Annotated in this window: 18 protein-coding genes; 7 read left to right on the top strand and 11 right to left on the bottom strand. The window is 63.4% G+C overall.

Translation table 11 applies throughout. The features are described 5' to 3' along the window. Positions 1-80: 80 nt before the first annotated feature. Positions 81-590 (bottom strand): hypothetical protein, encoded by a 510-nt coding sequence (locus tag JVX98_RS16130; RefSeq protein WP_205239177.1) that lies wholly within the window; start codon positions 588-590, stop codon positions 81-83. Further along, on the bottom strand, positions 587-1,147 hold the full coding sequence (locus tag JVX98_RS16125; protein WP_205239176.1) for a CGNR zinc finger domain-containing protein: 561 nt from the start codon (positions 1,145-1,147) through the stop codon (positions 587-589). The genes JVX98_RS16130 and JVX98_RS16125 overlap by 4 nt, the downstream gene beginning before the upstream one ends. 67 nt (positions 1,148-1,214) lie before the next feature. Between JVX98_RS16125 and JVX98_RS16120 the strand changes: the two genes are divergently transcribed. Then, a complete protein-coding gene (locus tag JVX98_RS16120; protein WP_043611402.1) occupies positions 1,215-2,111 on the top strand; it encodes a branched-chain amino acid ABC transporter permease in 897 nt (298 codons plus the stop codon). 19 nt (positions 2,112-2,130) lie between these two features. On the opposite strand, the gene JVX98_RS16115 is transcribed toward JVX98_RS16120, so the two are convergent. From JVX98_RS16115 to JVX98_RS16095, 5 genes are all read right to left on the bottom strand, one after another. Next, positions 2,131-2,595: a molybdenum cofactor biosynthesis protein MoaE gene (locus JVX98_RS16115; protein WP_192447348.1), complete on the bottom strand. Its 465-nt coding sequence runs from the start codon at positions 2,593-2,595 to the stop codon at positions 2,131-2,133. A 4-nt stretch (positions 2,596-2,599) separates the two neighbouring features. Beyond that, positions 2,600-2,860 (bottom strand): molybdopterin converting factor subunit 1, encoded by a 261-nt coding sequence (gene moaD, locus JVX98_RS16110; RefSeq protein ID WP_034803865.1) that lies wholly within the window; start codon positions 2,858-2,860, stop codon positions 2,600-2,602. Next, positions 2,857-3,444 carry a CDP-diacylglycerol--glycerol-3-phosphate 3-phosphatidyltransferase gene (pgsA, locus tag JVX98_RS16105; protein WP_034803862.1) on the bottom strand — a complete coding sequence of 196 codons (588 nt, stop codon included), beginning with the start codon at positions 3,442-3,444 and terminating at the stop codon, positions 2,857-2,859. Before pgsA ends, moaD begins: the two co-directional genes overlap by 4 nt. A 129-nt stretch (positions 3,445-3,573) precedes the next feature. After that, positions 3,574-5,598, bottom strand: a complete 2,025-nt coding sequence (gene uvrC / locus JVX98_RS16100) for an excinuclease ABC subunit UvrC (RefSeq protein WP_205239175.1) — start codon at positions 5,596-5,598, stop codon at positions 3,574-3,576. Next, positions 5,595-6,359: an SDR family oxidoreductase gene (locus tag JVX98_RS16095; RefSeq protein WP_205239174.1), complete on the bottom strand. Its 765-nt coding sequence runs from the start codon at positions 6,357-6,359 to the stop codon at positions 5,595-5,597. The genes uvrC and JVX98_RS16095 overlap by 4 nt, the downstream gene beginning before the upstream one ends. Positions 6,360-6,726: 367 nt before the next feature. Here JVX98_RS16095 and JVX98_RS16090 point away from each other — a divergent pair, with 367 nt between their 5' ends. Further along, on the top strand, positions 6,727-7,365 hold the full coding sequence (locus JVX98_RS16090; protein ID WP_043611409.1) for an outer membrane protein: 639 nt from the start codon (positions 6,727-6,729) through the stop codon (positions 7,363-7,365). Between the two features lie 60 nt (positions 7,366-7,425). Here JVX98_RS16090 and JVX98_RS16085 read toward each other — a convergent pair whose 3' ends face one another. The 4 genes from JVX98_RS16085 to JVX98_RS16070 all read right to left on the bottom strand — a co-directional run bounded on the left by JVX98_RS16085 (position 7,426) and on the right by JVX98_RS16070 (position 10,158). Beyond that, the gene (locus tag JVX98_RS16085; RefSeq protein ID WP_205239173.1) at positions 7,426-8,016 is read right to left on the bottom strand and encodes a glutathione S-transferase; all 591 of its coding nucleotides are present in this window, start codon (positions 8,014-8,016) and stop codon (positions 7,426-7,428) included. Positions 8,017-8,077: 61 nt separating this feature from the next. Further along, on the bottom strand, positions 8,078-8,794 hold the full coding sequence (locus JVX98_RS16080; RefSeq protein WP_205239172.1) for a ribonuclease T(2): 717 nt from the start codon (positions 8,792-8,794) through the stop codon (positions 8,078-8,080). 2 nt (positions 8,795-8,796) lie between these two features. Continuing rightward, positions 8,797-9,237 carry a hypothetical protein gene (locus JVX98_RS16075; RefSeq protein WP_205239171.1) on the bottom strand — a complete coding sequence of 147 codons (441 nt, stop codon included), beginning with the start codon at positions 9,235-9,237 and terminating at the stop codon, positions 8,797-8,799. Positions 9,238-9,288: 51 nt separating this feature from the next. Further along, positions 9,289-10,158, bottom strand: coding sequence for a 23S rRNA (adenine(2030)-N(6))-methyltransferase RlmJ (locus JVX98_RS16070; RefSeq protein ID WP_205239170.1), 870 nt, complete (start codon positions 10,156-10,158; stop codon positions 9,289-9,291). 69 nt (positions 10,159-10,227) lie between these two features. Here JVX98_RS16070 and JVX98_RS16065 point away from each other — a divergent pair, with 69 nt between their 5' ends. From JVX98_RS16065 to JVX98_RS16045, 5 genes are all read left to right on the top strand, one after another. Next, positions 10,228-12,363, top strand: a complete 2,136-nt coding sequence (locus JVX98_RS16065; protein WP_205239169.1) for a molybdopterin-dependent oxidoreductase — start codon at positions 10,228-10,230, stop codon at positions 12,361-12,363. Between the two features lie 32 nt (positions 12,364-12,395). After that, positions 12,396-13,289, top strand: a complete 894-nt coding sequence (locus JVX98_RS16060; RefSeq protein WP_205239168.1) for a cation diffusion facilitator family transporter — start codon at positions 12,396-12,398, stop codon at positions 13,287-13,289. A gap of 42 nt (positions 13,290-13,331) precedes the next feature. After that, positions 13,332-13,928 carry an NUDIX domain-containing protein gene (locus JVX98_RS16055; RefSeq protein WP_192447340.1) on the top strand — a complete coding sequence of 199 codons (597 nt, stop codon included), beginning with the start codon at positions 13,332-13,334 and terminating at the stop codon, positions 13,926-13,928. Positions 13,929-14,031: 103 nt separating this feature from the next. Beyond that, on the top strand, positions 14,032-16,641 hold the full coding sequence (gene mprF, locus JVX98_RS16050) for a bifunctional lysylphosphatidylglycerol flippase/synthetase MprF (protein WP_205239167.1): 2,610 nt from the start codon (positions 14,032-14,034) through the stop codon (positions 16,639-16,641). Next, the gene (locus JVX98_RS16045; protein ID WP_192447338.1) at positions 16,638-18,023 is read left to right on the top strand and encodes a virulence factor family protein; all 1,386 of its coding nucleotides are present in this window, start codon (positions 16,638-16,640) and stop codon (positions 18,021-18,023) included. Before mprF ends, JVX98_RS16045 begins: the two co-directional genes overlap by 4 nt. Positions 18,024-18,034: the final 11 nt, after the last annotated feature.

Raw genomic sequence — 18,034 nt, 5'->3', positions numbered from 1 at the left:
CGGTTCAAGCCGTAGCGGCTTGAATTGACTCGAGATTTGAACCGGAGCGGAAACGCTCCGGTTTTTTGTTGCCCGGTCTCTCAGACGGGGCATTTTGCGGTCTCGAAGTGCGCCGGTGCCTTGCCGCCGCTGAAGACCGCCGGGTTCTTGTCGTAGGCCGGGCCCTCGACCAGCGGCTTGGCCGGCATGATGTCCTGGTCGACATCGGAGACCACGGTCGTTTCCAGTTTCTGCAGCGACTGGCCTTCGGGGCCTGTGACCTCGATCGAGACCGTATAGGGGCGGTCCTTCTTCACGCAGGTAATATCGGGGCTTTCCAGCACCACTTTTTCCAGCTTCGGAAACAGCTTGCGCTCCAGCGTCAGCGCGTCGCCGCCGGCCGGGTTTTCGAAGCGCGCAACGACGACGCTGCCCTCGGGCACCACCTCCGCCTTGGTCAGCGTGATCATGTAGGTCGCGTAGGCGAGGCGGTAGTTGAAGACGAACATCTTGCCCGTCAGCTTCAGCGGATCGGGGCCGCGCTCGCGCTGGCAGCCGCTGGCGGCGAGTGCGATGGCAAGCGTGGCCACGATCCCGAATGTCCTTGTCATGAGGCTGCCTCTTCCCTGTTGCGGTGATAGTGGCGCTTGGCCTTGTTGCGGTTGCCGCAGACGGCCATGTCGCACCATGTCCGGCTGCGGTTGCGGCTGCGGTCGAGAAACAGCCAGCCGCAATTCGGGCAGATCTTCAGCCGGTCGGGCTCCGGGTTGGCGGCAAGCGTGAGCGCCGATTGCGCCGTCGCGGTGTCAAGCGAAAGCCGGCCGCCCTGATGCTTCGGGCCGCGCAGGACGCCGGCGATCGCCTCCAGCAGATCCGCCAACAGGTCCGGCCGCCCTGCATCCGAAATCTCCGCGCGAAAATGCCGGTCGGTCGCTTCGCGCAGCAGCAAGAGCCGGCCACGGTTCTCCTCGGCGACAGGCGCAAGAGTACCGAAGCGCAGATTCTCCGCCCCAAAGCGGCTGGCCGCGTCCGCAAAGGAATCGAGCGCGGCGACGTCGGCGAAGCGGTCGATCCGGCGCTCGGGGTCGAAGCGCAAGACGATGGAATTGGCGACATCCAGTGCCAGGGCGCCGCCGGCAAATCGATGGGCTGTCCAGGTGAAGGTCATGCTAAAATCCTAACTGGCAAAATTGATTTTACCAGTTATATTGATCTTGTCACGCTCCGGATGCGCCATGCTCTACTTTCTGCAGCAGCTCGCCAATGCCGTTCCCATCGCTGCGCTCTACGCGGCGCTTGCCTTTGGCTATGCCATCGCCTTCGCCGTGACGCGCAGGGCCGATCTCACCTATGGCGCGCTCTTTGCCTTCTCGGGCCAGATCTTTGTGCTGTTTGCCGCTTTCGGGTGGGACCGACTGTGGCTTGTGCTTCCGGCCGCCCTTGGCCTCGGTGCGGCGGCAGCCCTGACTTTCAGCGTTGGGGCCGGGCTCGTCGCCGGGCGGTATGTCATGCGGCCGTTGGCCTTCTCGTCGGCCAACACTGTCGTCGTCGCCTCGCTTGGCTGCCTGCTGGTGCTGATGGAGACGGCACGGCTTGCCTCGGAAACCCGCAGCCTGTGGCTGCCGCCGTTCCTCAACGCCAACATCGTCTTCTGGGATGATCCGCGGTTTCCGGTGACGCTGACCGTCATCCAACTCGGCAACACCGCGCTGATGGCGGCGCTGGTGGCGGCCGGCCACTGGTTCCTGACGCATTCGCGGGCAGGGCGGTTCTGGCGGGCCGTCTCCGAGGACCGGGGGGCTGCAGCCCTTTGCGGCGTCGACGCTGCCACCGTCTACATCGTCGCCTATGGCGCGGCGTCCCTGATTGCCGCCGTCTGCGGCATTCTCGCCGCCTCCTACTACGGCAACATGGATTTCGGCACCGGTCTCACCTTCGGCGTCAAGGTGCTGTTCATCGCCGCGATCGGCGGCCAGGCTTCACCGCTCTATGCCGCGCTTGGCGCGGCCGCGGTCGGCCTGCTCGAAACACTGTGGAGCGCCTATGGCCCGATCCTCTGGCGAGACTTTGCGATCTTCGGATTTCTGGTGATCGTGCTGGCGGTCACGCGCAAGGAAAAGGCCATTCCCTGACCTCGAGGGACGGCCGTTTTTACTTCGACCAGCGGTCCCTGGCCGTATCGTCGGCGTCCTTGGCGCTGACCCATCCGCCGGTCGTGCCGTCGCCCAGGTGTTCCTTTTTCCAGAAGGGCGCCGAGGTCTTCAGGAAATCCATGATGAAGTTGGCGCCGTCGAAGGCAGCCTGCCGGTGCCGCGAGGCAGTGACGACAAGCACGATGTTTTCGCCGGGAAGGATCTTGCCGTAGCGGTGGATGGCGGTGGCGGCCTGAAGCGAGAAGCGCTCGACCGCCTCGTGGCAGATACGTTCGATCTCCGCCTCGGCCATACCGGGGTAGTGTTCCAGTTCAAGGGCGGCAAGCGCGCCCGCTTCGTCGCGGCAAAGCCCGGAAAAGGTGACGACGGCGCCGATATCGGCACGCCCGATCGAAAGCTTCGCAACCTCGGCATTGAGGTCGAAGTCCTCGCGCTGGACGCGCACGGTCACCGGCGCACGCATGGCCTCAGCCACCCGTCATCGGCGGAAACAGGGCAATCTCCCGGGCGCCGGCGATCGGCTCCTTGTGGTCGACATGTTCCTGGTTGATGGCCGCGCGGATGACGTTTTCATGTTCGAGCGCCGCCTCGTATTCCTCGCCGAGCGTCTTCAGGTGCTGAAGCAGATCGGCAATGGTGACGACGCCGGCGGGAAGGTCGAGGGTTTCCTCGCCCTTGCCGATGCGCTCGCGCACCCATGAGAAATAGACGAGGTTGACGGTGCTCATTCGTTGACCACGTGCTTGAGGCCGGCGCGGAAGTAATCGTAGCCCGAATAGAGCGTGATCGCGGCGGCAATCCACAGGAGCACGATACCGGCTTCCGTCGTATAGGGCAAAATCTTGTCGCCGGCCGGGCCGGCAAGCAGGAAGGCGATGGCGACCATCTGGATCGTCGTCTTCCACTTGGCGATGCGGGTGACGGGAACGCTGACCTTCAGCGCCGCAAGATACTCGCGCAGGCCCGACACCAGGATTTCACGGCACAGAATGATGATCGCAGCCCAGATCGACCAGCCGGCGATCGTGCCGTCGGCGGCGACGAGCAGCAGGATGGAGGCGACCAGCAGTTTGTCGGCGATCGGATCGAGCATCTTGCCGATGTTCGATGTCTGCTTCCAGATGCGCGCGAGATAGCCGTCGAAGAAATCGGTGATCGAGGCAACGGCGAAAAGCGCCACGGCCGTCCAGCGCGCGAAGTCCGAACTGTGCAGCCGTCCTTCGACGAAGAAGCAAAGCACGATCAGCGGCACGATCAGGATGCGGAAGTAGGTGAGCAGGTTCGGGATGCTGTAGGCGACGGGCGTGGGCATGGATTCGTGTTCTCTGGTTCGTCAGGTACAGAAATGACTTTGCTGGCCGGAGGTCAACAGGTCATCGTCGTCAACTGTCATATTTGCCCTATCGCATGTGAACGCCGGGTGAACTGTGACATCAGGTTTTCATTTCCCCGCATCGTCGTGGAAATGTTCGTAGACCAGCCGCGCCACCGTTTCGGAAATCCCGGCGACGGCCATCAGGTCGTTGATGCCGGCGCGCGAGACGGCCTTGGCGGTGCCGAAATGCGTGAGCAGCGCGCGCTTGCGCGTCGGCCCGATGCCGGCGATCTCGTCGAGCGGGTTCTTGACCATCTCCTTCTTGCGGCGGGCCCGATGCGAGCCGATCGCGAAACGGTGCGCCTCGTCACGCAGCCGCTGGATGAAATAGAGCACCGGGTCGCGCGGCGGCAGCGTGAAGCTATCGCGGCCGAGCGCGAAGAAGCGTTCACGGCCGGCGTCACGGTCGACACCCTTGGCGACACCGATCGCCGTCACGCTGTCCTCGACGTCGAGCTCCTTGAGGATGGCGCGCACCGCCGTCATCTGGCCCTGCCCGCCATCGATGAGGATGACGTCGGGCCAGGCGGGGAAGGCGGCATCGTCACCGACTTCCACACTCCGGTCCGGCTTGCCTTCCTCTTTCAGCAGCCGTGAGAACCGTCGTGTCATCACTTCGCGCATCATGCCGAAGTCGTCGCCCGGAGTGATGTCGGTCGATTTGATGTTGAACTTGCGGTACTGGCCTTTGACGAAGCCTTCCGGCCCCGCGACCACCATGCCGCCGACGGCATTCGTGCCCATGATGTGGGAGTTGTCGTAGATCTCGATGCGGCGCGGCGTGCGCTCCAGCTTGAAGGTTTCTGAGAAGCCTTCAAGCAGGCGCGATTGCGAGGCCGTTTCCGCCAGCTTGCGGCCGTGGGCTTCACGCGCATTTGCGAGCGCGTGATCGACGAGATCCTTCTTCTCGCCGCGTTGCGGAACCTGGATCGCGACCTTGTAGCCGGATTTTTCGCTGAGTGCCTGGCCGAGCAATTCCTGCTCTTCCACCGCTTCGCAAAGCAGGATCTGCCGGGGACAGGGCTTGTCGTCATAGAATTGGGCGAGGAACTGCGAGAGCACCTCGGCCGTCGGCAGCGAAGGATCGGCCTTCGGGAAATAGGCGCGGTTGCCCCAGTTCTGTCCGGTGCGGAAGAAGAAGACCTGGATGCAGGAGATGCCGCCCTCGTGGTGGATCGCAAACACGTCCGCTTCCTCGACGCCGGAGGGGTTGATGCCCTGGTGGCTCTGGACGTGGCTGAGCGCGGCCAGACGATCGCGGTAAAGCGCCGCCCTTTCGAAGTCGAGGTTCTCGGCTGCCTCGCCCATCGCGGCAGCAATCGTCGCCTTCACCGCCTGGCTCTTGCCCGAGAGGAAGTCTTTCGCCTCCTGCACCAGTTCCGCGTAGCCCTGATCGCTGATCTCGCCCGTGCAGGGCGCCGAACAGCGCTTGATCTGGTAGAGCAGGCAGGGGCGCGTTCGCGTCTCGAAGACACTGTCGGTGCAGGTCCGAAGCAAAAAGGCGCGCTGCAGCGAATTGATCGTGCGTCCGACGGCGCCGGCGGACGCGAAGGGCCCGAAAAAGTCGCCCTTGCGGCTGCGTGCGCCGCGATGCTTGTAGAGCGCCGGCGCCCGGCTGTCGCCGGTTACCAGGATATAGGGAAACGACTTGTCGTCGCGCAAAAGTACGTTGAAGCGTGGGCGTAAGCGCTTGATCAGGTTTGCTTCGAGGAGCAGCGCCTCGATCTCGGTGCGCGTCGTCACGAACTCCATGTTCGCGGTCTCGCGCACCATGCGGGCGATGCGGTTGGAATGGCCGCGCCCCTGGGCATAGTTGCTGACGCGCTTCTTCAGGCTGCGCGCCTTGCCGACATAGAGAACGTCGCCCGCCTCGTTGAACATGCGGTAGACGCCTGGGCCGTTCGGCAGCAGCTTGACGAAGGCCTGGATCAGTTCCGCGCCCTTCAGCCCCTCGGTCTCCGAGTGATTCTCGTGCCACTCGACGACAGGCGCAACGCCGCTTGCGTCAGACACTTCGATCAGGTCGTCGTCGTCTTCCGTTTCGTTGCCGTCATAAAGGATGCCGCCGTCGGCCGGCACGCGTCCATTCATTCCACTATCTCCCTGATGTCGGGCGTTTCCCAGGCGAGGTGCTGGCCCCCGTCCAGTGCGATCATCTGCCCGGTAATCGACGGCGTGTCGAACAGGAAGCGGATCGTCCGTCCGAATTCGTCGAGCGTCGGCCCGCGCTTCAAGATCAGCGCATCGACCTGCGCCTCAAAATCTTTCGGGTCCTGCCGTTCGTTCGGCAGCGTCGGCCCGGGGCCGATGCCGTTGACGCGGATGCGCGGGGCTAGCGCCTGCGCCATCGTGCGGGTTGCCGTCCAAAGCGCCGACTTGGACAACATATAGGAATAAAAGCGCGGATTGGGAGCCCAGACGCGCTGGTCGATGACATTGATGATGAGCCCGTTGACATCGGCCGGCAGTAGCGCGGCGAAATCGCGCGCCAGCAGGGACGGGGCTTTCACATGCAGCGCGAAATGCTGGTCCCAGACCTCTTCGTCGAAGGCATCTAGGCTGTCCTTCTTGAACAGCGACGCATTGTTGACGAGCAGGTCGATCGGCCCGAGTGCAGCTGCCGCGCGCTCGATCAGTGTCGACGTCGCGCCCGTATCCGTAAGATCGGCTCGAATCGCGACGGCATTCGTTCCTGCCTCTACGAGGGTTTCGGCCAGGGCCTGCGCTTCGTCAAATGAGGCATCGGCATGAATGGCGACCGCAAAGCCGTGGGCGGCCAGGTCCTCCACTATAGCTTTGCCGATCCTCTTGGCGCCCCCGGTTACGAGTGCCGCCTTCAGTGCTTTCTTCAACGTTTCATCCCGCTTTTTCGAATCTTCGCGTCAGCGGACGAAGATATAGGGAAGAAACGCGGGGCTGAAACACTCCCTGACGATTCCTTGCCCAAAAATTAATGGAATTGGCGTAAATTGTATTATTTTGCGTACTTATAGTATAGCTTTCGTTAATCTTGAATTATGGTTAACAAATCTCCTGTGGCGCCAAAGCAACATCAAATTTCGGGCGCGTTTGTGCCACCAAAATTTCACAATTTGGCTCTTGTGAATCCGCAATTGCTGGCCAATTTCAGCTCAACCGGGCGGGTTAATTAAAAGTTGTCCGATGTTCCACTGCGGGACCCCAAGCCCGAGGGGCATCGGTACGAAAAGGAGAATGTTTATGCGTACGCTCACCACCACCCTCATGGCTTCGGCTATGACCCTCATCGCCTTCCAGGCCGCCCAGGCTGCAGACGCGATCGACGAAGTTCCGGCAGCTCCGCAGGCCGAATACACCGAGCCGGCAGCCAAGAACTGGTCGGGCGCCTATGTCGGTGGCACCGCCGATTGGAAGCATGGCCAGCACGATGCGACCGGCAGCAACACCGCAGCCGGCTTCGGCGGCGGCCTCTATGGCGGTTACAACGTTCAGGACGGCCAGATGGTATACGGCGGTGAAGCCGACATCGGCTACTCCGGCCAGGATTCGACCAAGGGCAACCTGCGCATGAAGCAGGGCGTTAACGGCTCGCTCCGCGGTCGCGTCGGTGTCGATCTGAACCCGGTCCTCGTCTACGGTACCGCCGGTCTCGCCGTCGGCCAGACCAAGGGCACCGTCGGCGGCGCTTCCGACAAGAACACCATGGTCGGTTGGACCGCAGGTGTCGGCGCGGAAACCTTCGTCACCGACAACATCACCGCACGCGTCGAATACCGCTACACGGACTACGGCTCGAAGGACTTCCGCATGGGCGGCACCAACGTTTCGTCGGGCTACGACGAGCACAGCGTTCGCGTCGGTATGGGCGTGAAGTTCTGATCGGCTTCTGCCGGATCAAGGAAAAGGCCGGGGAGACCCGGCCTTTTTTGTGTCTGCACGTTAGGCCTTGAACTTGGGGTAATCCGGGAAGTGCTTTTCGAACTTCGCCGGCCAGTTCTTCAGCTTGGCACGCCCCTTCTGCCATTCGCCGGCAAAGCGCAACTCGATGTAGCGCAGCATCGCCGCGAGTGCGAAATGGCCTGCATTGAGCTTGGCCCCGGTCTTCGGCAGGTTGGCATTCAGATGGTCGAGGCTGCGCTCGACCTTTTCCCATTGCCGGTCGATCCAGGGCTGATGCACCTTTTCCGGCGGATGGGAGCGTTTCTCGTAGACGATCGACAGCAGGCTGTCACAGACGCCGTCGCATAGCGCTTCCAGCAACTCGACGTCGGTGCGCTTTTCGGCGTTCCTGGGATAGAGCTTGCCCTTGGTCTCCCGGTCGATGAAATGCATGATCGTACGGCTGTCGTAGAGCGCCCGTCCGTCGTCGAGAATCAGCGTCGGGATCTTGCCGAGCGGATTGTTGTCGATCAGCTCCGGCGGATTGGCATTGGTGTCGGTCAGGACACTTTCGGCCGCATAGCCCGCATAATGCGCCGCCATGCGCACCTTGGTCGAATAGGGCGAGGCGGGCGAGTACAAGATCTTCATCGAGCGTCTTTCCTTCCAGGGATTGCGAGATGGGTTTCTAACAGGCGCCTTCTCCGGCTGGTCAAAGCGCCGGGGGCAGCGACACGCTTTCCCTTCGGCAGGCCTGGCGATCGACCGCCGGGCAGGCGCGGAAATTGAGCGACTTGTCGAAGCAGATCCGGATTTCCTCGAGCCGATTGCCCTCGCAGGTTACGGCGACGGCGTCCTTCGTCATGCCGGGGTTCTTGGCGACGAGCGCGTCTTCGATGGCGGCAACACGCAGGCCTTTTTCTTGGCGGGGAGGTGCGAGCTCGGATGGCAGCGTCAGCCGCTCCCAGGCCGCGCGTGTGACGGCGAAGTAATCCTCCTGGCTGAGGCCGGAACAGGTCCCGTGCTTGCGCCATTGGTGGCCGATCAGGCCCATCGATGGAATGAGGTCGAGATATTGCTTGCCGAGCGACGAGGGCACGCGATCGGACTGCCGTGTCGGGCAGAAGTCCGGATAGCCCCGTTCGTTCTGCGGCCACAGGCCATGCACGATCAGGCCGCGATTGCCGCCGACTTCGCACTGGCTGGATTTTCCCTTGGGGTCGTTATCGCCGCACCAGGTCGGCGACCAGGAAAGCGAAAGCACGTAGAAATCGAAGCCGCTGCCGAGCGGAACCGCAGCGGCTGCCTTTGTCGTCTGCTGCCCCGTCGCCGTCGGCGCCTTCTCGGTGCTCTGGTCGTTGCAGGCAGCAAGGACGGTGACAATAAAAAGCGCCGGCAAAAGCCGGCGCACATTCCGGAATGCGTTCATGATTAGCGAAGCGAGGCGCAATACGCGCCGTAGACATACCAGGGATCGAGGCCGCCGACACAGAACTCGATGCTTCTGCCGACGCCGGCAAAGCCCCATGGGCGTTCGATGAGGTAATAGAGCGACCGCTGTTCGCCGTTGGTCATCACAGCGGTTCCGTAGCAGTATTCACGCTCGACGAGATGCGTCTCGTCGCGGAACTCCTGCCGGTTCTGCCCCATGTTGCGGATTTCGGCGATCGAGAGGTTGGCGTGCAGGTAGTTTGCATCCCGATACGCGAACCGGGATGTGATGAAGCCGAGGACCGAGGATTCGCTGCAGACCCCGGCGTTGTAGGATTGCGCCTGGCCGCGGCCGATGTAGTCGGCGGCAATGGCGCCCGGCGCCGTAGCGCCGGCGAGGGAAAGCGAAATGAGAAGCGTGGCGGCGAGCGTGCGAGTCATGGGCGTCTCCCTATGTCGTCACATGAGATTGCGGTGCGTCGCGCCCGTCCGTCAAGCCCCTCGGGTTGTCTGTTCTTCCCCGCGCAGCCAGAAGCAGCGGCTGGACGCGAAACGATCCTGCCCCAGCCGGGTTTTCAGGAACGGCAGCAGCAGGTCGAGCTCGCTCTTCAGCGTGAAGGGCGGGTTGACGATGATGAGGCCGGAACCGGAAAGCCCCGTGGTTTCCCGGTCGCTTCTGACCGACAGCTCGGCGCAGAGCATCTTCGGTATGTCGAGCGCCTTCAGCGCCTCATGAAACGCCTTGATTGGTGCGCCCTGCTTCAGGGGATACCACAGGCAATAGACGCCACCGGTAAATCGGCGGTAGCCGCGCGCAAGGCCGTCCACCAGCCGTTCGTATTCGCCCTCCTGTTCGAAGGGCGGATCGACGAGAATCAATCCGCGCTTTTCCTTCGGCGGCAGGTGCGCGCCCAGCGCCAGCCAGCCGTCGAGCTCGGTGACGCGGCTCTGGAAATCGGCGTCGAACAGCCGGTGCAGGGTTTCGTAGTCGTCCGGATGCAGTTCCATCGCCGAGAGCCGGTCCTGAGGGCGGAAGAGCATGCGCGCGAGCTTCGGCGAGCCGGGGTAGAGCGTCAGCTCGGAGCCGGGGTTCAGGGCGCGGATGGAGGAGAGGTAAGGGGCAAGGATCGCCGCGATCTCCGGCGGCAGTTCGCCGTCGAGCAGCCGGCCGACGCCGTCGCGCCATTCGCCGGTCTTCTGCGCTTCCTCGCTGGAGAGGTCGTAGAGCCCGATACCCGCATGGGTATCGAGAACGCGGAACGCCTTCTCCTTCTGCTGCAGATAGGTGACGAGCCGCGCCAGCACTGCGTGCTTCAGGACGTCGGCAAAGTTGCCTGCGTGATAGATGTGCCGATAGTTCATGGGCGCCGCCGATGGCTGTGATCAATAGTTGCGATGGGTGGGCGATTGGCTCTTTGAGCCGAAATGCCGATGCCATATAGAAAAGCCATGAACGTTGCGACCCCCATCAAAGCAGAAAAAACCATCGGCCACTCGGTCTGTCCGCACGACTGTCCCTCGGCCTGTGCCCTGGAAGTCGACCTGACCGCCGAAGGGCGGATCGGCCGTGTGCGCGGCGCAGCCGCCAATACCTACACCGCTGGCGTGATCTGCGCCAAGGTGGCGCGGTATTCCGAGCGCATCTATCATCCCGACCGTCTGATGGCGCCGAAGCGTCGCAAGGGCGCCAAGGGCGAGGGCGGCTGGCAGGAGGTGAGCTGGGAGGCGGCGCTCGACGAGATCGCCGATCAGTTCATTCGCGCCGAGCAGAAATATGGCGCCGAGACCGTGTGGCCATACTTCTATGCCGGCACCATGGGCCAGGTGCAGCGCGACTCGATCGACCGGCTGCGTCATGCCAAGCGCTATTCCGGCTTCTTCGGTTCGATCTGCACCAACATGGCCTGGACCGGTTTGAGCATGGCGACCGGCGCCCTGCGCGGCCCCGACCCGCGCGAAATGGCCAAGGCCGATTGCGTCGTGATCTGGGGTACGAATGCGGTCGCCACCCAGGTCAACGTGATGACCCATGCGGTGAAGGCCCGCAAGGATCGCGGCGCGAAGATCGTTGTCATCGACATCTACGACAATCCGACGGTCAAACAGGCGGACATGGGCCTGGTGCTCAAGCCGGGCACCGACGCCGCACTTGCGTGCGCCGTGATGCACATCGCGTTTCGCGACGGCCACGCCGATCGGGCCTACATGGCTGACTTCGCCGATGATCCGGCCGGCCTTGAAGCACATCTGACGTCGCGCGGCCCGGAATGGGCGTCAGCGATCACCGGCCTGTCGGTCGAGGAAATCGAAGCCTTCGCAAGACTGGTCGGCACGACGCCGCGGACTTATTTCCGCCTTGGCTACGGTTTCACGCGCCAGCGCAATGGTGCCGTCGCCATCCACGCGGCAGCATCGGTCGCGACCGTTCTGGGTTCCTGGAAACACGAAGGCGGTGGCGCCTTTCACTCCAACAACGACATCTTCAAGCTGGACAAGCGCGAATTGATCGGCTCGGCCTTCCACGATCCGGACGTTCGCATGCTCGACCAGTCGCAGATCGGCCGGGTGCTGACCGGCGACGCCGAGGCGCTGCGCCATCGCGGTCCCGTGACGGCGATGCTGATCCAGAACACCAACCCGGTGAATGTGGCGCCGGAGCAGCGGCTGGTGAAGCGCGGCTTCTTGCGCGAAGATCTCTTCGTCGCCGTGCACGAGCAGTTCATGACCGATACAGCGGCTGTTGCCGATATCGTGCTGCCCGCAACCATGTTCCTGGAGCATGACGACCTCTATCGCGGTGGCGGCCATCAGCACATCTTGATCGGCCCCAAGGTGGTGGAGCCGCCCTCGACCGTGCGCACCAATCTCTTCGTGATCGAAGAACTCGCTAGGCGCCTTGGCGTTGCCGATCATCCCGGCTTCGGCCGGACGGAGCGTGAACACATCGACCGGCTGCTCGCCAACTACGGCATCGGCTACGAGGAGATGAAGCGCCAGAAGTGGCTCGACTGTCAGCCGGCTTTCGAGGAGGCGCACTTCCTCAAGGGCTTCGGCCACCCCGATGGCAAGTTCCGCTTCAAGGCGGACTGGACGGGAACGCCGGCGCCGAACCGGCCGCCGAAGTCGATGGGCACTCAGGGGCCGCACCAGGCACTGCCGGAGTTTCCTGACCATGTCGACCTCATCGAGGTTGCCGATGCCGAGCACCCGTTCCGGCTGGCGACCTCTCCGGCTCGGTCCTTCCTCAACTCGACCTTTGCCGAGACGCCATCCTCGATCCAGAAGGAAGTGCGCCCGGAAGTGATGGTTCATGCCGAAGATGCCGCAGAACTCGGCATTGCCGATGGCGATATCGTCCAGCTCGGCAACGTTCGTGGCCAGGTGCGTCTGCATGCGAAGATCGGCGGCGGCGCCCGCCGCGGCGTGGTGATCGCCGAGGGCTTGTGGCCGAATGGCGCGCATCTCGACGGGGAGGGCATCAACGTTCTCACCGGCGCCGATGCCGTTGCGCCCTATGGTGGTGCCGCCTTTCACGACAACAGGGTCTGGGTAAGGTTGGCGCGCTAAGTCAGGTTGTAGAACGGCAGACGGAACCTTCCATGAGCGGCGATCACAACCACGCAGATGTCACGAGCGCGCCGGTTTCAAGGCTTTGGGCCTCGCTTGGCCTGACGGGCGGCTTCATGCTGGCCGAAGTGGTCGGCGGGATCCTGACCGGCAGCCTGGCGCTGATCTCCGACGCGATGCACATGCTGACCGACACGGCGGCCCTTGCGATCGCGCTCGTCGCCATCCATGTCGGCCGCCGCCCGTCGGACCTCCTGCGCACCTATGGGTACGCCCGCTTCGAGATCCTGGCTGCCGCCTTCAACGCGCTGCTCCTGCTCGGTGTCGCCTTCTACATTCTCTACGAGGCCTGGAAGCGGCTGTCCGAGCCGCAGGAGATCCAGTCCGGCGGCATGCTGGTGATTGCCGTCATTGGCCTTCTCGTCAATCTCGCCTCGATGCGGCTGCTCACCAGCCACAAGGACGAGAGCCTCAATGTCAAGGGCGCCTATCTCGAAGTCTGGTCGGACATGCTGGGCTCGGTCGCTGTCATCGTCGGCGCGGTGGTCATCTGGCTGACCGGGTGGCAATGGGTGGATTCGCTGCTCGCAGTCGGCATCGGCTTCATGGTCTTCCCGCGCACCTGGGTGCTGCTGAAGGAATGCGTCAACATCCTGCTCGAAGGTGTGCCGCCGGGCCTGCGCCTCGCCGATGTCCATGCGACGATTGGCGCCGTTCCCGGCGTTGCGTCCGTGCATGACCTGCATCTTTGGGCGATCACCCAGAGCCAGCCGTCGCTGACCGCTCACGCCGTGCTTGCCGACGGTGCCGATGCCGAGACCGTACGCCGCGCGATCGAGGACCGGTTGCGCGTGACCTTCGACCTGCACCACACGACGCTGCAGATGGAGCGGGAAGACCGCACGGCGACAGAACATATCCACTGATGGCCAAATGGCGGGATCGCACTCGCCGGAGAAGGAAGTTGCATGAGCACCCACCATGACCCACGCGTCAGGATCGTCGGCCGCCGCACGCTGTGGAAGGGCTTTGCGCACCTGGAAGAGGTGACGTTCGAACAGCAGATGTCCGATGGCGCGACCGTGACGCTGAAGCGGGAGATCCACGACCATGGCAATGCGGCGACCATCCTGCTCGTCGATGCCAGGCGGCAGAGCGTCATCCTGGTGCGGCAGTTGCGCGTGCCCGTGCTGCTCCAGGGCGACCCGGCCTATCTGATCGAGGCGGCCGCCGGGCTTCTGGACGGCGACACTCCGGAAGAGGCGATCTGCCGCGAGGCGCTGGAGGAGACCGGCTACCACGTCCAGGACGTCATCCATCTCTTCGACGTCTATATGAGCCCTGGCGCGCTGACCGAGCGTACGAGCTTCTTTGCCGGCCACATCGACGCCACCGAGAAGCGCGGCGACGGCGGCGGGCTTGCGCATGAGGGCGAGGACATCGAAGTGCTGGAGATCCCCTTCGACGAAGCCTTCGCGATGATCGCCGGCGGCGAGATCCGCGACGCAAAGACGATCATGCTGCTGCAGTGGGCGAAGCTGAACCGGCGGGAACTGTTCGCCTAAGGGATTGTTTTGTAAGACTATTATTTATTACGGATATTTCACTTTTTGATCCGCATCGGGTAAGCTAAAGCGCTGATGTCCTCATTATCGACATGGGCGCTTCATGACACCCTCTCTACCGGAACGTGCAGCCGACGACGAACAGCAGGCGGAGGGAGGCTGGATCGCCTTCCTGCGCCGCAACCGTCGCTATCTTTCGGCTGCCGGTACGCTCCTTGTTATCGCTCTTTTTGGCTTTGCGATCTTTCACCTGACATCCGAGGTTCAGTACGACGAAGTCGTCCAGGCATTGGCGGACACCAGCTGGACGGCGGTTGCAGCCGCGGTGTTCTTCACCGCATTGAGCTTCCTCGCGCTCACCTTCTATGATGTCAGCGCGCTCGATTATATCAGGCGCAAGCTGCCCTATGCCGATGTGGCGTTGACGGCGGCTTCGGCTTACGCGGTCGGCAATACCGCGGGTTTCGGGGCGCTCAGCGGCGGCGCCATCCGCTACCGCTCCTATTCGCGCCTCGGCATCGAGCCGGAAAACATCGCCCGGATCATCGCCTTCGTGACGCTGGCCTTCGGGCTCGGACTGCTGACGGTGACCTGCCTCAGCCTGCTCGCCGTCGGCGAATACGTGGCGCCGATGACCGGCATGGATCCGTTGGTGCTGCGCATCATCGCCGCCGTCATCCTCGCCGGGCTCTTCAGCGTGTTCTTTCTGGCGCGGGACGGACGGGCAGTGAGCCTCGGCCGGCTGACCTTGCGGCTGCCGGATTCACGCACGGTCTCGCGCCAGTTCCTGGTGACGGCGCTCGATCTCGCCGCCTCCGCGACGGTTCTCTATGTTCTCTTGCCCGCCGGTACGATCGGCTGGCCGGCCTTCCTTGCGGTCTATTCGCTGGCCGTCGGCGTTGGCGTCTTGAGCCATGTGCCGGCCGGCCTTGGGGTCTTCGAGACGATCATCATCGCGACGCTCGGCCACAATGCCGATGTCGACACCATTCTCGGCGCGCTGGTGCTCTACCGCGTGATCTATCACGTGTTGCCGCTGGTGATCGCGATCGCCGTGGTCATCGGCATCGAACTCCGCCAGCTTTCCGGCCATCCGGTCGCATCGAGCGTACGGCGCATCGGCGGCCGCATGACGCCGCTCCTCTTGGCGACGCTCGGCATCGTGCTGGCGATCATGCTGGTGCTTTCCAGCGTGACGCCGACGCCGGACGAAAACCTGGCATTCCTCGAAGTTCTGCTGCCGCTGCCGATCGTCGAAGGCGCACACTTCCTTGCGAGCCTGCTCGGCCTTGCCCTCGTCGTCGTCTCGCGCGGGCTGGCGCTCAGGCTCGACGGTGCCTGGTGGGCCTCGATCGTGATTGCGGTCGCCGCGCTGCTGCTGTCGCTGATCAAGGCGATCGCCGTGGTGGAAGCCGGCATGCTGGCCTTCTTCCTGGTGGGTCTCATCGTCAGCCGCCGCCTGTTCGTGCGGCCTGCCTCACTGTTCGGGCAGGCGTTGACGGTGCCATGGCTGACGGCGCTTGGCGTCATCTGCCTGGGCGCGCTGGTCGTCCTGCTCTTCGTCTATCGCGATGTCGAATACAGCCATGAACTCTGGTGGCAGTTCGAATTCTCCGCCGAAGCGCCGCGCGGCCTTCGCGCGCTTCTCGGCGTCACCATCGGCGCGAGCATGCTTGCGATCTGGAGCCTGATGCGCCCGGCAACCGGATCCGCCGAGCCTGCCTCCGACGACGCGATGGAGCGGGCGCTTTCGATCGTCGAGGCGCAGGACATGTCCGATGCCAACCTGGTGCGCATGGGCGACAAGAGCCTGTTGTTTTCCACTGACGGCCGCGCCTTCATCATGTATGGCCAGCGCGCCCGTTCCTGGATCGCGCTTTTCGATCCTGTCGGTCCGATCGATGCCTGGCCGGAGTTGATCTGGCACTTCATCGAAAAAGCGCGCGCGGCCGGCTGCCGGGCGGTCTTCTACCAGGTCTCGCCCCAGGGTCTCGCCTATTATGCCGATGCCGGGCTGCGCGCCTTCAGGCTCGGCGAGCTGGCGCGCGTCGATCTCGCCCGCTTCGAGCTGAAGGGGGGGAAATGGGCAAACCTGCGCCAGCAGGTGAGCCGTGCCCAGCGCGACGGGCTCGAGTTCCGTGTCGTCGCGCCCGAAGACGTTGCGGACGTCATGCCGGACCTGACCGCGGTGTCCGATGCCTGGCTCGCGCATCACAATGCCAAGGAGAAAGGCTTCTCGCTCGGCGCCTTCGATCCCGAATATCTTCGTGAGCAGCCAGTGGCGATCCTCACCTGCGGCGGGCGTATGGTCGCCTTTGCCAACATTCTGGTCACGGCAACCAAGGAGGAGGGCACCGTCGACCTCATGCGCTTCTCGCCGGATGCGCCGAAGGGTGCCATGGATTTTCTCTTCGCCCAGGTGATGGAGTATCTGAAGGCCGAGGGCTACCGAACCTTCAACCTTGGCATGGCGCCCCTATCGGGCATGTCCACGCGCCAGATCGCGCCGGTCTGGGACCGGGCCGGGCGCACCTTCTTCGAACACGGCGAACGTTTCTACAACTTCAAGGGCCTGCGGGCCTTCAAGTCGAAGTTTCATCCGCAGTGGCAACCGCGCTATCTTGTCGCCAGTGGCGGCATCAATCCGATCCTCGCCCTGATGGATGCGACATTCCTGATCGGCGGCGGTCTTAAGGGAGTGGTGAAGAAATGATCCGTGTCGCGAACGCCTGGAAATGCCTGACTTCGGCGGCGCTGCTGTTCTCGGCATCGATGTTCCCCGCTCTCGCCGAGGACGCACCGAAGAACTATGATACCGGGATGATCCCGTCGCCACGCATCATGCTGCCGAAGGAAAAGGCGGCCGCACTTGTCGTGCTGCTGTCGGACGCCGCCGGCTGGACGGACAAGGAACAGGCGATCGCCGACACGCTGACGGATGACAAGACCGTCGTCATCGGCATCGACCTCAAGGCCTATCTCGCCTCGCTCGCCAAGGATGACGGCGATTGCATCTACATGGTCTCCGATATCGAATCGCTCAGCCAGCAGGTGCAGCGCGCGGTCGGCACGGACGCCTACCAGCTGCCCGTCGTCGCGGGCGTCGGTGCCGGCGGTGCGCTGGCACTGGCAATCGCCGCCCAGACCCCACCGGCCACCATCGGCCAGACGCTGGCGGTCGACCCGGAGGAGGGGATCGCGCTTGAAAAGCAGCTCTGCACCCCGGCCGAAAAGGTGAAGAAGGGCGACCGCATGGTCTATGGACTGACCGACGGCGTCTTACCGGATCCGGTCTCCGTCGTTTTTTCTCCCGCAGCGTCGGCGGTCGGGCGCGCCCATGTGGCGGCGCTGATCGCCAAGCACCCGGACATCGAGCAGGAGGACAGCGAAGACGACGCCTATACGACGCTGTCCGATCACCTCACCGATATCATCGACAGTGAGCGCGACGCCGGCAATCCGTTCGGCCTGCCCTTGACCATCCTCGACGCAAAGCCGACCCGTGACACGATGGCGGTGATCTATTCGGGCGACGGCGGCTGGCGCGACATCGACAAGGAAGTCGGCGACGTGCTGCAGCAGCAGGGCGTTCCGGTCGTCGGCTTCGATTCCCTGCATTACTTCTGGTCCGAGCGCGATCCGCAGGTAACGGCGGACGACCTTGCCAAGGTGATGAGCTACTACCGCAAGCACTGGAACGTGCGAAACGTGCTCCTCATCGGCTATTCCTTCGGTGCCGACGTCCTGCCGCGAACCTTCAACCTGCTGCCGGCAGGCGAAAAGGCCCATGTTCGCCAGGTGACCTTGATGGCCCTCTCGCACATGGTTGATTACAAGGTTTCGGTGCTGGGTTGGCTGGGTGCTTCGGGCGACGGCAAGGGCGGTGATCCGCTCGACGACATCAAGCGCATCGATCCGGCGCTGGTGCAATGCATTTACGGCACCGATGAAGAGGACGATGCCTGCCCGCAACTGAAGGGCACCGGCGTCGACGTTATCGGCATCGACGGAGGACACCACTTCGACGAGGATTATCCGGCTTTGACACGGCGCGTGCTCGACGCTCTCGATCGCCGGCTTGCGTCGGCGAAGTGACCATTTGATTT

Source organism: Ensifer sp. PDNC004, assembly GCF_016919405.1.
Classification (GTDB): domain Bacteria; phylum Pseudomonadota; class Alphaproteobacteria; order Rhizobiales; family Rhizobiaceae; genus Ensifer.
The sequence above is the reverse complement of the archived record's forward strand: the minus strand, read 5'-3'. Positions and strand labels throughout refer to the sequence as shown.